Raw genomic sequence first — 13366 nt, 5'->3', positions numbered from 1 at the left:
CCGTGAAATTTTGCAATTAAATTTTACTTGGAATTTCACAGGGTATAATTTCAAAAATTCTACGCAAGGAGGCGGGCTATGGCAAGGGTTTTGATCGTCGAGGACGAGGGGATGCTGCTAGATATGATGTGCACCTATATGCGCGGCGCTGGGTACGAGGTAAGCGGCAGTAAAAGCTACGACGAGGCGCTTTCTTTAGCGTACGAAAAGAGCTTCGATCTGTGGATCTTCGACGTCAAAATCATCGGTGGCAACGGCTTTGCGCTGCTTCGCGAGCTGCGCGAGGCGGGGCGCGGCGCACCGTGTATTTTCACGACGTCGTTAAACACTCTGCAAGACGTCGAAAGCGGCTTTAGAAGCGGCTGCGACGACTACCTCAAAAAGCCCTTTGAGCTAAAAGAGCTAGCCCTGCGTGCGGATAATCTACTAAAGCGCACCTTCGTTCACAACGCCGCCAGGCGCGAAAATATCGGCGGAAGCTTTAGCTTCGATATGGCTCAGCGCGCGCTATATCATGCAGACAGGCTCGTGCCGATGCCGCAAAAGCAGGCGAGGCTTCTTGCGCTGCTTCTAAAAAACCGCGATAAGCTCCTTAGCAAAGATGAAATTTTCGCCGCGCTGTGGGACTACGACGAAAGTCCGAGCGAGCTTAGTCTGCGCGTTTATATCGCCGGACTGCGAAAAATTTTAGGCAAAGATCGCATCATAAACGCCTCCAAGCTCGGCTACAAATATATCTAGGAGCGCGCCGTGTCCAAAATGCGTCAAATTTTACCGATTTTTTTGCTCTACACTCTTACTAGCGTCTTGTTTTTGGCGCTAGTAAGCAGCATATTTTATGAGCGGGAGAAGTTTTTTATCGCGGATCGCGATGCCTTTGCGATCAGGGATTTTAAACACGGCCTGGAGGCTAAGCTCGCTCGCGGCGGGCGCCTAAACGAGGGCGATTTCGACGCCATGCAGGCATACGCGGCGGATCTGAATAGCAGCGATGAGATCGCACGGGATTTTGAGCCGAAGGATGACGCGCCGCGCGTGTATATGGAGGGAAATAGCAGGATAGAGCAGTTTAATCTCACCGGCAAGGACGGCACGGAGTACTACGTAGCGATCAAAACTGAGGCGCTTGAGGGCAAGCTCGCGGCGCTGAAGCTTAAAATTTTAGCCGCGAGCGCACTTGTTTTGGCGCTTATTTTGCTGATCGCATATTTTATCATCCGCCTTTCGCTGCGCCCGCTTTACGAAAAGATCGAGTTTCTAAATGGCTTCATCCGCGATACGACACACGAGATAAAGACGCCTCTTAGCGTGATTTTGATGAGTATCGAGCTTTTTGATACCGAGCCGAAAAAATATCTAGGCAATATCAAGGCGGGCGCAAATACGATAAACGCGCTATTTGAGGATCTAACCGCGCTAAGCTTAAACAAAAGCGGCAGCGGACGAGAGGTAAATTTAGGCGAGCTGGTGCAAAGCCGCATCAGGTATTTCGGCGTCGCTGCGGAGCAAAAGTGCATAAATCTAAGCGCCGATCTGCGCCCGGTAGCCTTTTGCGCGGATGAGTTTAAGCTGCGAAAAATCATCGATAATCTGCTTGGCAACGCGATAAAATATTGCGACGAGCTCGGCTGCGTCGAGGTGAGCCTGCGCGAGCGTTCGCTTCGCATCAAAAATAGCGGCGCGGGCATCGCGCGGCAAAATTTGCCGCATATTTTTGAGCTTTACACCCGCTTTGACGAACGTAACGGCGGCTTTGGCATCGGGCTTTTTATCGCCAAAAAATACTGCGACGAGCTCGGGCTTAAAATTTCGTGCGATAGCAACGAGGACTGGACGGAATTTGAGGTGAAATTTTAACTTTACCCAAACGAAATTCTGCGCGAACGAAATTTTAGCAGGCGGACTTGCTAGGCTTAACCGCGCGGGTTTAAATTTAGCTAGCGATTCGTTCGTAAAAATTTGCGCTAGGTTGTAATTTGACGGCGGAATTTACGCATGCAATCCGGTCGCGCTCGCAAAATTTCGCCCGCCGGTTTGTAAAATACATAGCGTAAGCCATATGAAATTTTATAAAATTTCGCGCCGTGGAATTTATCCGAAATTACGTAGCCATTCGATAAAATAGCTACAAATTTCACCGTATGTAACAATGATAAATATTGATGAGGTAAGCTATAAAAGAGCTAAGTTTAGGCAAGCTGGCTTAGAGGCTGCGGCTGGCATAGCATCAGAAGGCGATACGGCGGCAAGCGACGCGGCAAACGCTAGTGCGCCAGGGCGCGTAAGAATCTTGGCAAAAAGCGGCTTTGAAGCATTGAGCGAGAAGCTGTTACATGGCTGTGGGGCTAGCTTTCGCTACGCAGTGCGTATCCCGCTCGCGCCCAAAGTGCAGCTGGACGCAAATGAATGCATCCTACGCGAGTATAAAAAGCGCGGAAGCGGGCTTGAACTAATCGCTGCTTTGCTAGTCTTAATCCCCGTTTTAGGCGTGATTGCGCTATGCTTTAAAGCAGAATACGGCGTAGTTTTTAATATAACTATCCTGCTAGCCGGCTTTTGCATGATAATGGTGTTTTTGTAGGTCTTTTGGGATGCCGTGTACAAGGGAATTTATGTGAGCGATAAAAATTTAATCACTCAAAACGGCACAAAATTCCCAATTGAAAAAGTGCACTTTAGCGCCTTATCCAACCGCTGCGGAGATATCACGCTATATTTTTATGTCACGCCGTTTAGCCAGATTTTTACGCTAAGCATAGACGGTAGCGATGAGTTCAATGCTCTTATTTACTGCTTAGGCTACTCTCTACGATAACGATGAGCTTTTTTGCTTCGCAACGCACCGATACGTGCGCGCTAGAGCTAGCGGACGTCGTCCTCAGATAATTTTAAACTCTAGGCTGTGTAAGAGCGCGCCAAAATTCTAAAAGCTTCGAAATTTTCAACTAAAATTTCCCCGCAGAATACGACGCCAAAAATTTAAATAGAATTTTTAAGCACGATTTTGCACACAAATTTTGCGGCACAAATCCGCGCACAAAATCCATAGTTCAAATTTTGCACTTGAATTTTTTGGATAAATTTCTCCCTCAAATTTAGTAAATAATTACGCCGCCATAGCTTAATAATGCACGTAGAGCTTGTAAAATTTGTAACGATGCAAGCGAAATTTGCCAAGATTATGGATAAAATTTTAGCAAGGCAAGCAAAGCTTTATTTGGTCGTAAACGGACTTCGTAGCAGCGCGGATTAAGCTGGCGCGCACTAGCCAGTGAGCTTTCGTGCGAATTCTATAAAAATTTTATGGCAGCGCAAATAAAATTTCGCGTAACAAGGACGAGCCAAGCACTCGCAGCTACGCTTAAATCAATGCTGCGGCTGTCCGTGTTTAGCCCGGATTACAAATGTCTTGCCGCGATTTGCCTTTGCCCTAAAATTTGCACGATCTCATCTAAGCTTAAAATTTTGCCGTGCGAGTCAAAGCCTACGTTTAGTATGCGCCCCTCTAGGCTGGAAGCGCGGTCGTGCAAGTGTCCGTGAAGCATAAAAGAGCCTTTCGAGGCGTGGTTGTGTTCCTCTACGGGATAGTGAAACATACAGATGCTCATACCCGCTTTGCCGTCCTTCATCGCGCCAGCGCCGCCGTCAAAATTTAGCTCCTTGTAATGTAGGATATCGCTAAAAATAGGATTTCCGTCCTCTTTTAGCTCGCGTAGCAGCGCTTCTTTGTTTTGGCTAATGAGCGTATCGTGGTTGCCTAAAATCAGCACATGCGAGCCGTTTAGCCTACGCGCGACGCTTTTTAGATCCTTTAATTTATTACAAAATGCAAAATCGCCCAGATCATAAACCGTATCCTCGGGCCCCACTACGGCATTCCAGAGCTCTATTAGCCTTTCATTCATCTCAGCTATGTCGTTAAAAGCCCTAAATTTAGGGCAGTATTTCATAATATTGCCGTGATAAAAATGCAAATCGGAGGTAAAAAATATCATCATTTTTCCTTTAAGCTTTAATCGCCGCATCGAATTTATTCTTTACGTTCAAATTTACGCGGCGTCAAATATTCGCGCTAATCGTTAAATTTTTTCCAAAAATTCTTTTATAAAGCCTAGCTTGCCCTGCTCGTCAAGGGATCTAAATTCCCGCTCGTTTGCTTTGATGTGATCGACCAAAGGGTGAAATTCCTCATCGAGCTTGGTTTTATCCAGTTTGCCGGAAAGCGCCTCGTTTTTACTGCGAGCAAAAAATTTATTCACGAGATAATAAGGCGTTTTCATCTTAAAGCAAAAATCGTTCTGGCTCGGGATATACACCATAAAGCCCTCGAATTTTGCTTCTTTGACTATATTTTTTAGCTCCAAAAAGCTCGTTTTTAGATACTGCTCGCCCTTCTTATAAAAAGGTCTTTTTAGCGCTCCGTCAGTACTTGCGGCGATTTTATCCAGCTCGAATTCGCTTGCTTGCGCGCCGGTTTTAACGTCGATAAGTCCGATAAAAGTCTCTCCAAGCTCCTCTTCTACGATGTGCGGGTCGCTCTCGTCGGTGATCTCAAATAAAAAAGTTTTATTTGGATAGCGTTTGAAAATCTCTTCAAATTTGCAGCAGTGTTCGCGCGTCATCTGTGCAAATCTACTATCGGTCGATCCCGTCGTAGAGTAGATGACGCGGCGGTTAAAGCTCGCGCCGCTTTCGTGGGCATCTACGTAGGTACAACACCCCAAAAAGCCGTTTACCTTTCGCACGGCAAGCACGGACGTATCGTCTGTGATATCGATAGGATAAAGGCTTTTGCGCGAGGTAAATTCCGAATAGTTATAGACCTTTTTAAACGGACGCACGATGATATTTAGATCATCGTCCATTATGAGCCCGCGCATCTCAAGTAGCGCCTTATCCCAATCGGCTTTGAAAAAGACGCGTTTTGAGTATTTGTATGTGCGGAGCTCGGGATAAAGTTCGCTTTGACGCGCACTCCAGAGCCTTTTATCCTGCGTGGCGGCGATATATTTTTTCGTTACGTAGGTATTTTGCGCCGCATCAAAGGGCAGATCGCGCCTATTTAGAGCCGCCGCGTCTTTAATCTTTTGCGCTACGCTTTGGCTCATAGGATTAACAGGCGGGATCAAAATTTCACCCTCTATTTTGTTGTTTGCGACCTTGATAAACATCGCTATCACCGTATTTTCATCGACGCCGTGCTCGGAGACGAAGAAATTTTGCATTCTAAAGCATTCGAAAATAAATCCGTTTTGGGCGGCTTGCTCTTTTAGGCTTAGCAGCTCTTTGGTGCGCGCGCTCACGTTGCTAAGCACGATAAGAACGTCTTTAGCTTTGTTTTCCAGGGCAAATTTATACGCCTGCTTTATCTCGCGGGCGACCTTGCGCTTCGCTTCCTCCAAAAGCTTCGGCGACCAAGTATAAATCTCCGCCTCATCGGTTAAGAACATATCGTTTTCCAGATGATAAATTTGTGCCTGCGGATATTCGTTTTTAAATTCTTTAATTTTCTCTTTTGCGAAAGTCGTTTTACCTGAGCCTGCGTGTCCGCGAACGACTATAAATTTTCTCATTTTACCACCTTGATTTTATATGGCGATATTCTACCTGAAATTTGAGCGCTTTGGTATCAAGAAATATGGATTTTGGTAAAATTCAATTTACAGAGCCGAATTTCGCCGCCTAGCTCGCGCGCTTTTGAGGCACGAATTAGACGGAGCGGCGCTCGTATCTATGCGGGCTGCTGTCGATGCGCGCTTTTTGGCGCGAAATTTAGCGAGGATAAAATTTGTGGCGAGCCGCCCGGGGGCTTAAATTTAAACCTCAAGGCATCAAATTCGTATGCCGTTCGTTTCGCAAGTTGTCTAAGCAGAGGCGGGATTAAGCGAGCGTATCCGCTGCGTCTAAGTCCCGTCTATGTCCAAGCCGTAGTAGGCGCAAATTTTATCAATTCGCCGTTTTATTATTTGCCGATTTCATACATATCGCAGGATTTTTGCCAAATTTCTTTAAACTCCGGCGATAGTTTTATAAGAGAGGCATTTTTTTGTTTTTACCGAGATCACAAGCTTTTTTATAATACTCGGTGGCCTTCTTTTTGTCGTTTGCGATATAGTAATTAAAATTTGCAAAGTTAGAGCAAGATAATAAGGAGTTTAGATCGCAGCCTTTTTTATAATAGACCGCCGCTTTTGTTATGTCCATTTTAACGCCTTTTCTGCTTGATACATATCCGATAAAAGACCGCACGATAGTTCATGCCCTCCGTTGCAAGCTTTGTCGTAATAGAGGATCGCTTTTGATATGTCCTTTTGTATTTTCTCTCCGTCATTATATAAAGCCCCTAAAAATCCGCAGCTACCCACATCTCCATCGTTACATTTTTTTTCAAGACGCTCGACTTCCTTTTGGGGATCATCCTGCATCCCCATATTGCTTAACATTATGCAGCCTACTTCATTGCCGTCGTTGCAAGTTTTTTGATAAAGTTCGATGGCTTTTTGGGGATTTTCTTCTAATATTTCGTTGCCTAACATTACGCAGCCCGTTCCATAACCGCCGTCGCAGGATTTTTGAAGCAGTTCGATTTTCTTCGTTCTATCTTCGTATCGTACGGCGGCGCTAGCGCAAGAGTCCATATTGCCGCCATCGCACTCCTTTTCGAATTTCTCAAGCTCGGACGCCGCAAATACAAAAGAGGCGATAAACGCCAACGCAAACAGTGATTTTTTCATTTCATATCCTTTCCGGGTAAAATTTGGTTAATTTTTCCCCCCCCCCCCCCTTAGAAATTTATGAAATTCTCCATCTTTTTTATACAACGGCGCCTAAAAGAGGCGAAACAACATTTGATTTTAAAAATTTTTTCACAAAATACGTGAGGCAGCGATGTTTAAATTTGCATCCATAAAAGATAGCAGTGTGTGCGGTTTAAAATTTAATGATAGAAAATTCGCGCTTTGCCGAGGTGCTAAAAGTAAAATTTGACCGAATTTAGCCGCGCCGAGGCGCTTGATCGACGAAGGCGCCAAATTTGATAGACGTGTGATAAAAAGCGTATTATCCTCGCTATTTGATTTAAATTTAGCCCCGCAAAGGGGCTAAATTTACGTTTATTTCTCCCCTAGCGGCCAGTAGACGATCGGTTTGGCTCCGAGTCTTGCTTCGCCGTGATACATACCGAGCTTGTCTTTAGTCCATGCAAAGCCCGTGTGTCCGTGCTTGTCTATCGAGATGATGCCGCCGCTACCACCGAGAGCTTTGACCTGAGCTACCGCTTCTTCGGCTGCTTTTTGCACGTCTTGCGTTTTGTATTTATAAAGAGCCGAGACCTCGTGTGCGGCGTTTACGCGCATATAGATGTCGCCTGTGCCGGTGCAAGAAACCGCCACCGAGTCGTTGTCGGCGTAGGTTCCCGAGCCGATTATAGGGCTATCGCCGATGCGGCCGGTCATTTTATTGGTCATACCGCCGGTACTGGTCGCTGCGGCTAGGTTGCCGTTTTTATCCAGCGCGATCGCTCCCACGGTGCCTAGATACGGACGCTCGTGTAAATTTAACGACGTCTTTTTCGCCTTTTCGCTATCAAGTAGCAGCTTTTGCTTCTCTTTGGCCTTTTGTAGCGCGTCGTATCTAAACTGCGTGAAAAAATACTTCTGATCGACCATCTCTAGGCCGTTTTCTTTGGCGAGCTTGTCGGCTCCCTCGCCTGCAACAAGCGTATGCCACGTCTTATCCATCACGAGTCTGGCGCCTAGGATAGGGTTTTTGATATGCCGCGCCATCGCGACCGCGCCCGCTTTTTTGGTCAAGCCGTCCATGATCGAGGCGTCTAGTTCGTTAAATCCGTCGGCTGTAAATACCGCGCCCTTGCCCGCGTTGAAATTCGGATCGTCCTCAAGCACCATAATGGCCGCCGTTACGGCATCCATCGCGGTGCCGCCCCGTTCAAGCACGGCCTGACCCGCCAAAAGCGCCCGGTTCATCGGCTCCTCGCGGATTTTAAATTCCTCTTTGGTTAGATCAAGCCCGCTGGTGCCGCCGTGAATGACGATGACTGGGGAAAATTTCTCCTGCGCATTCGCAGCCGTTAGCCCGAGTAGGGCCAAACTTGCCGCCATAAAAACGGCCTTTGAGAGTGAAAAGTGCTTCATATCTCATCCTTTCGAAAAAATTGCAGAATTCTTAAGAAATGATATAACTTTGCACTTTTCTTTTCGCTTAATCAAATGCGAATTCAGCCGGATACAAATCTAATACTTTGAGATTAGAATTAAGCTTTCGCTGTCAAATTTAACGCGACTCAATTTATGGCACAATCTGATGGATCGATTTAAATTTTATAAATTTGAGTTTGAGCGTTAGTAAAATTTAATTATCTCAGCTCGATAAATTTCAACCACGCGTCATAAAATTTTAGCGCGCGGTCGTATTTTAAAGGGTGCTATGCGATCGAGCTCAAGCACGCACCCACCGGCAAAGCAGGCTTCAAATCAAAACGCCTCAAGCTCGCCGTGCGCGATCATTTAGTGTTGCGTCGGAACCGACGCCAGTATGTTTTGACGGCTCAATCGCAGCTTTTTTCTCCGCGGCAAAGGCGCGCCAGGTCGTATTTTAGCAGCACCAAGCCAAGGCCTAGCAAGAAAAGGTCTTTAAAGATAAAGCCGTCGATCTTGCCCAACTGCGGCAGTAGGCTGAGCGTAGTAAGCGCCATGACGATCACGATGAGATCGCCCACGATGCCCGCCTTCGGCTTGAAAAAGCCCGCGATGAGCGAGAGATAGCCCACGGTCTCCACCACGCCCAAAAAATAGCTCGCGCCAGAGTCCCCGAGCGCTGAGGGCAAAAACGAAAGCCACGTCTGCGAAAAGAGCGGCTTTAAAGCCTCCACTTCAAACTCAAACCACTTGTAGTTGCCCATCACGGCAAGCACGATGATAACGGAAAGTCTAGCGAATACAATATCCGCGTCGCCTGCGACAAATTTTTTTACGATCTCCCTCATACGGCTCCTTTGTAAATTGTGTAGCGGTATGATAGCGAGCTTGCGTGTAGGCTATGTGAAGGGGCGAAATTTCAAATTCCAAATTCCGCGGCTTCATAAAATTCTACGCCTCCACGAAATTTCGTGGCTCCGCGAAATTTCAAATTCCATGCCACGCGCCTTAAAATTTAAATCAGTCGCGGTAAATTTCAAGGCGCGAAGTGGTGCGAGCTGCCGCGAAATTCCATCGAGCTTTGCGGCGTGCGCGGGCAAACCTCGGCGATGATATTGATCGAAACGCCCGTTTTAGCGGCAATCGCGTAGATTTTAGGCAAAAACTTCGGCGCGAAGCTGAACAAAATCTCATACTCCTCGCCGCTTTGCAGCGCAGCCTCGCTAGGGCGGGCGATCCAGCGCGCACCCACGCCGCTAGCCTCCAACAGGCGGGGCAAGTCCTGCGCGAGCCCATCGCTAATGTCCATCGCCGCGCTAATGAACTTCGCCGCCTTGTAAAAAAACTTATCGCGCAAGACGGGCCTGACGAAGCGCGAATTTTTTGAAATTTTTGCGCGTAGATCCTCGCGCAAGCGATATGAGCCACTACCCAGCACAGGATTTTCGCCTGCAGAGCTTTGCGACGTAGAATTTTCACATGCGAGGCTTTGCGACGTAGGGCTCTTGCGATCCTCTCCGCTTCGTGACACGGAATTTTGCGCCGAAGTTTCGGCATCCAAGCTCTGCGGCTCGGCGCGCGCAGGTGAAATTTTATCGTCCAGACTTTGCGGCTCAAGATCCAAAATTTGTATTGCCGAAGTTTCAGCGTCCAGGTTCTGCGACTCGGCACGCGCAGGTGAAATTTTATCGTCCGGGCTTCGCACCTCATCGCCAGGATTTTGTGCCGTCGAAGCCTCCGCGTTGAGACCCTGCGGCGCGGTGCTTGAGCTTTGCGCCGACGAAATTTTATCGTTTCGGTTCTGCATCTGCGAGTTAGCGGGCGAAATTTCATCTCTTAAAAGCACCGCCAGATCGCGCCCGACGCCGCCCAACTCGCCCGTATGCGCGATGAGATCGCCCATGCGCGCGCCGCTGCGAAACACGGGGCGCTTACACTTGCCGATCAGGCTCACGCTAAGCGCGATGCGATCCGAGCCGATCGTGTCGCCGCCGATGATCCGTATGCCCCACTCCCGCGCCGTTTCGCTCACGCCCGCGCACAGCTCGTCGATCTCGCGCGTGCTGATCTCGCGCGGCAGCGCAAGCCCCAGCAGGGCGTATTTGGCGCGCGCATTCGTCGCGATCATATCCGAGATGTTTACGAGCATCGCCTTTGCGCCGATCTCGCGCAGGCTCAGCCAGCCACGGCGAAAGTGCACGCCCTCGACGAAAAGATCCTTACAATACGCTCGCTCGCCGATTACGGCGCAATCATCGCCGCTAAATTTTGATCTAAATTTCTCAAAAATATACCGCTCCTTATCCATGCTCCCTCCGTTAAATTTAGCGTTACGCCGCAGCCGCGTGAAAGCTAAGAAACCCGAATTTGCGGGCCTTTGTTTAAATTTCGTCGCACACGCGCAGCAGGAGTTCTACGCTCCGCTTTGCAAGATTATAGCGTAAATTTAGATTTTCACCGCGCGAGTTTGGCTGCGGTTCGATGCGGCTCGATAGCAAAATTAGAAATCGCGTGAGTTTTGAGGCTTTAACGCGGCACGGTATAACTTGATGCGGACGGAGGCCTGCGATAAAACTGCGCCCGAGGCTGTTTCTTGCATGCGCCCGCTTACGCGCACTCGCGCAGATGACGGCTCTTTAAAACGGCGGATTTGAAATTTTAAAATTTAGCCGTAGCCGCTGGCAAGATTAAATTTAAACGCTGCGTAAGCGCAGTAAGTCAAGTAAGGCTTTTATCAAGCCGCCTACGACAAAAGTCATATCTGATATTTGAACGCACGCGGCTGTAAAAATTGCAAAGAGATTTGAAAAAATTGAAGCTACTTAATGCTCGCCGTTAAGACTTTCACTCTCTTTCTCTCTTCAAATCCCGCTTTGGAAAAATATTATTAGCGTATTTGCGCTACTACTTTCAAAAATTTAATTGTTATTTTTTAAGATCCTCGCTAATTCGTTCAGGATGTTTTTATATAATAATCCACTTCAGACCAATGTCTATTTGGATCTAAATTTTGATCCCTCAAAAACCCTTTCGCTCGGTTTGCATTGTTGCATTCTTTATCGTTAATCACGTCCTTTGGTTGCATTTTCTCGCAAAGCTCCAGTTTCGCTTTTGCCTCTAGCGGCGCAAGCAGATAATCCGCAACCGTTTTTTTAGGCTCGTCTTCCTTGCATCCGGCAAGACCTAAACCTACGATAGCCGTAAGGCTCAACAAAAAAATTCGTTTCATTTCTTCTCCTTTTAAATGGTGACTAATTATATATTCGTTAAACTTAATTTTCGTTTTTTATATTGTCTTTTTGCAGCCGTATATTATATAAAGAGGATTTTGATGAATTACAAGTCAAGCAGAATAAAATTTCGGGCGGCGTAAACCGCCCGAGATACCGCGCTAAGCCCTTACTGCTCGTAAAAGCCGCTCGGTTTTGAGATCGTGTCGATGTAGATGTTTTTGGTCTGGGTGTAGTGATCCAGGATCATCTTGTGCGTTTCGCGACCGATGCCCGATTCTTTGTAGCCGCCAAACGGCGCGCCGGCGTGGATCTGGTTATAGGTATTGACCCACACGCGACCCGTCTCAAGCAGGCGTGCGACCGTGAGCGCCTTTGCGATGTCGCGCGTAAATACGGCGCCGCCAAGCCCATAGAGGCTGTCGTTCGCCATGCGGACGAGCTCGTCTTGATCTTTAAATTTAATCACGACGCCCACAGGACCGAATATCTCCTCCTGCGCCACGCGCATGTCGTTGCGCACGTCCACGAGTAGCGTAGGCTCGACGAAAGCCTCTCCCACGCTATGTCGCTTGCCGCCCACGGCGATCTTAGCGCCCTCTTCTACGCCGATTTTTACGTACTCTAAAATTTTATCGGCTTGCTTTTTGTTGATCTGGCATCCCATCTGGGTGTTCGGATCGAGCGGATCGCCCACCTTGATGCGCTTAAATTTCTCCACGAGCGCCGGCACGAATTTATCGTAGATACCCTCCTGCACGAAGATCCTACTTCCCGCGCAGCAGACTTGACCTTGGTTGAAAAGGATCCCCAGCTGCACGCCGTCGATCGCAACATCGAAGTCGCAATCGTCAAAGATAATATTCGCGCTCTTGCCGCCAAGCTCAAGCGTAGCAGGGATGATCTTTTGCGCCGCGGCTAACGCGATGCCTCTGCCGACCTCGGTAGAGCCCGTAAATGCAAGCTTATCGAGCCCTTTGTGAGTGCGGACGAACTCGCCTGCCTTGCTTCCCTTGCCGGTTACGACGTTGATGACACCCTTTGGAAGTAGCGGCGCAATTAGGCGGATGAACTCCAAAATGCTAAGGCTGGTCTCGGAGCTTGGCTTAAACACGCATGTATCGCCCGCGGCAAGTAACGGAGCGAGCTTCCACGCGCTCATCAAAAACGGGAAATTCCACGGCACGATCTGTCCTACTACGCCGATCGGCTCGCGCAAGACGACGGATAGATAGCGCTCTTTTAGCATATTGGCGCTGCCCTCCTCGCCCAAGATCACGCCCGCAAAATAGCGGAAATGCTCGATCGACCACGCTACGTCGACCGCGCGTGTCTCGCGGATCGGCTTGCCGTTGTCGATAGTCTCTACGGTGGCGATAAACTCGGCGTTTTGCTCTAGGACGTCGGCGATCTTATTTAGCAGCGCGCTGCGCTCATAAACGCTAGTGCGGCGAAAGCTCTCAAACGCCTTGCGCGCCGCGGCGACCGCTCTATCGACGTCCGCCTTGCTAGCATCTGCGATCTTTGAAATTTTCTCGCCGGTAGCGGGATTAAAAACGTCTAGGCTCGCGCCGCCTTCGGCACCCACAAACTCGCCGTCGATGAAAAGCTTATAGCTTGGTTGGATTGTAGCCATGCTTACTCCTTACGTGAAATATGACATTCGCTATTATATATCCGCGGCGGTTAATGCGGCATAAATTTCGGAGCGAAAATCGGTTAAAATTTCGCGGTGTGTAAATTTGAGAAGCAATGCGGCGCCCGCGAAATTTTAAAATTTGATCTGCGTACGCGACAGCGGAGGTTTGAAGCGGCTTTGAAGCGGCGCGAAATTTAACCCGGCGCGAGCGGCGAAATTTCAAAAGGTAACGTTTATGGAATGAGAGTGGAAATTCGGCTGCGCGAAATTTTAGAATTTCTCTCCGATAAAATTTTAAAATTTGGCTCCGCCTGGATTTTGAATTCGGCTTCGTTAAAATT

14 protein-coding genes are annotated in these 13366 nt (G+C 48.2%); 5 read left to right on the top strand and 9 right to left on the bottom strand.

Features of this window, described 5'->3' with window-relative positions; all coding sequences use genetic code 11:
• Positions 1-78 precede the first annotated feature (78 nt).
• The 5 genes from Q0274_RS09540 to Q0274_RS09520 all read left to right on the top strand — a co-directional run bounded on the left by Q0274_RS09540 (position 79) and on the right by Q0274_RS09520 (position 3253).
• Positions 79-741, top strand: coding sequence for a response regulator transcription factor (locus Q0274_RS09540; RefSeq protein ID WP_298029248.1), 663 nt, complete (start codon positions 79-81; stop codon positions 739-741).
• An 18-nt stretch (positions 742-759) separates the two neighbouring features.
• Positions 760-1857 carry a HAMP domain-containing sensor histidine kinase gene (locus tag Q0274_RS09535; protein WP_298029335.1) on the top strand — a complete coding sequence of 366 codons (1098 nt, stop codon included), beginning with the start codon at positions 760-762 and terminating at the stop codon, positions 1855-1857.
• A 292-nt stretch (positions 1858-2149) separates the two neighbouring features.
• The gene (locus Q0274_RS09530; RefSeq protein WP_298029246.1) at positions 2150-2581 is read left to right on the top strand and encodes a hypothetical protein; all 432 of its coding nucleotides are present in this window, start codon (positions 2150-2152) and stop codon (positions 2579-2581) included.
• A gap of 33 nt (positions 2582-2614) precedes the next feature.
• Complete coding sequence (locus Q0274_RS09525) at positions 2615-2815, top strand: hypothetical protein (RefSeq protein WP_298029244.1); 201 nt, start codon at positions 2615-2617, stop codon at positions 2813-2815.
• 312 nt (positions 2816-3127) lie between these two features.
• Positions 3128-3253, top strand: coding sequence for a hypothetical protein (locus tag Q0274_RS09520; protein WP_298029242.1), 126 nt, complete (start codon positions 3128-3130; stop codon positions 3251-3253).
• 145 nt (positions 3254-3398) lie between these two features.
• On the opposite strand, the gene Q0274_RS09515 is transcribed toward Q0274_RS09520, so the two are convergent.
• The 9 genes from Q0274_RS09515 to Q0274_RS09475 all read right to left on the bottom strand — a co-directional run bounded on the left by Q0274_RS09515 (position 3399) and on the right by Q0274_RS09475 (position 13022).
• Positions 3399-3995 carry a phosphoesterase gene (locus Q0274_RS09515; RefSeq protein WP_298029240.1) on the bottom strand — a complete coding sequence of 199 codons (597 nt, stop codon included), beginning with the start codon at positions 3993-3995 and terminating at the stop codon, positions 3399-3401.
• A gap of 84 nt (positions 3996-4079) precedes the next feature.
• Entirely contained in the window at positions 4080-5573 is a 1494-nt protein-coding gene (locus Q0274_RS09510; RefSeq protein WP_298029238.1) for an RNA ligase, read from the bottom strand.
• Between the two features lie 454 nt (positions 5574-6027).
• Complete coding sequence (locus tag Q0274_RS09505; RefSeq protein ID WP_298029236.1) at positions 6028-6204, bottom strand: hypothetical protein; 177 nt, start codon at positions 6202-6204, stop codon at positions 6028-6030.
• Positions 6195-6734, bottom strand: a complete 540-nt coding sequence (locus tag Q0274_RS09500; protein ID WP_298029234.1) for a tetratricopeptide repeat protein — start codon at positions 6732-6734, stop codon at positions 6195-6197. The genes Q0274_RS09505 and Q0274_RS09500 overlap by 10 nt, the downstream gene beginning before the upstream one ends.
• 378 nt (positions 6735-7112) lie before the next feature.
• A complete protein-coding gene (locus Q0274_RS09495; protein ID WP_298029232.1) occupies positions 7113-8153 on the bottom strand; it encodes an isoaspartyl peptidase/L-asparaginase family protein in 1041 nt (346 codons plus the stop codon).
• 413 nt (positions 8154-8566) lie between these two features.
• Positions 8567-9004: a DUF417 family protein gene (locus Q0274_RS09490; protein WP_298029230.1), complete on the bottom strand. Its 438-nt coding sequence runs from the start codon at positions 9002-9004 to the stop codon at positions 8567-8569.
• 188 nt (positions 9005-9192) lie between these two features.
• Positions 9193-10464, bottom strand: coding sequence for a thiamine-phosphate kinase (locus Q0274_RS09485; protein ID WP_298029228.1), 1272 nt, complete (start codon positions 10462-10464; stop codon positions 9193-9195).
• A gap of 645 nt (positions 10465-11109) precedes the next feature.
• A complete protein-coding gene (locus Q0274_RS09480; protein ID WP_298029226.1) occupies positions 11110-11385 on the bottom strand; it encodes an EexN family lipoprotein in 276 nt (91 codons plus the stop codon).
• A 170-nt stretch (positions 11386-11555) separates the two neighbouring features.
• Positions 11556-13022: an aldehyde dehydrogenase family protein gene (locus Q0274_RS09475; RefSeq protein WP_298029224.1), complete on the bottom strand. Its 1467-nt coding sequence runs from the start codon at positions 13020-13022 to the stop codon at positions 11556-11558.
• Positions 13023-13366: the final 344 nt, after the last annotated feature.

It is taken from the genome of uncultured Campylobacter sp. (assembly GCF_937973075.1).
In the GTDB taxonomy this organism is placed as follows: Bacteria; Campylobacterota; Campylobacteria; order Campylobacterales; family Campylobacteraceae; genus Campylobacter_B.
Note: the sequence above shows the minus strand (reverse complement) of the source record. Positions and strands in the feature narration are given on the sequence as shown.

Excerpts from the sequence above, each read along its gene's own strand:
- Q0274_RS09480 (WP_298029226.1), bottom strand. The coding sequence starts at position 11,385 with ATGAAACGAATTTTTTTGTTGAGCCTTACGGCTATCGTAGGTTTAGGT.
- Q0274_RS09485 (WP_298029228.1), bottom strand. The coding sequence starts at position 10,464 with ATGGATAAGGAGCGGTATATTTTTGAGAAATTTAGATCAAAATTTAGC.
- Q0274_RS09490 (WP_298029230.1), bottom strand. The coding sequence starts at position 9,004 with ATGAGGGAGATCGTAAAAAAATTTGTCGCAGGCGACGCGGATATTGTA.
- Q0274_RS09500 (WP_298029234.1), bottom strand. The coding sequence starts at position 6,734 with ATGAAAAAATCACTGTTTGCGTTGGCGTTTATCGCCTCTTTTGTATTT.
- Q0274_RS09510 (WP_298029238.1), bottom strand. The coding sequence starts at position 5,573 with ATGAGAAAATTTATAGTCGTTCGCGGACACGCAGGCTCAGGTAAAACG.
- Q0274_RS09505 (WP_298029236.1), bottom strand. The coding sequence starts at position 6,204 with ATGGACATAACAAAAGCGGCGGTCTATTATAAAAAAGGCTGCGATCTA.
- Q0274_RS09475 (WP_298029224.1), bottom strand. The coding sequence starts at position 13,022 with ATGGCTACAATCCAACCAAGCTATAAGCTTTTCATCGACGGCGAGTTT.
- Q0274_RS09515 (WP_298029240.1), bottom strand. The coding sequence starts at position 3,995 with ATGATATTTTTTACCTCCGATTTGCATTTTTATCACGGCAATATTATG.
- Q0274_RS09535 (WP_298029335.1), top strand. The coding sequence starts at position 760 with ATGCGTCAAATTTTACCGATTTTTTTGCTCTACACTCTTACTAGCGTC.
- Q0274_RS09520 (WP_298029242.1), top strand. The coding sequence starts at position 3,128 with ATGCACGTAGAGCTTGTAAAATTTGTAACGATGCAAGCGAAATTTGCC.
- Q0274_RS09530 (WP_298029246.1), top strand. The coding sequence starts at position 2,150 with ATGATAAATATTGATGAGGTAAGCTATAAAAGAGCTAAGTTTAGGCAA.
- Q0274_RS09495 (WP_298029232.1), bottom strand. The coding sequence starts at position 8,153 with ATGAAGCACTTTTCACTCTCAAAGGCCGTTTTTATGGCGGCAAGTTTG.
- Q0274_RS09540 (WP_298029248.1), top strand. The coding sequence starts at position 79 with ATGGCAAGGGTTTTGATCGTCGAGGACGAGGGGATGCTGCTAGATATG.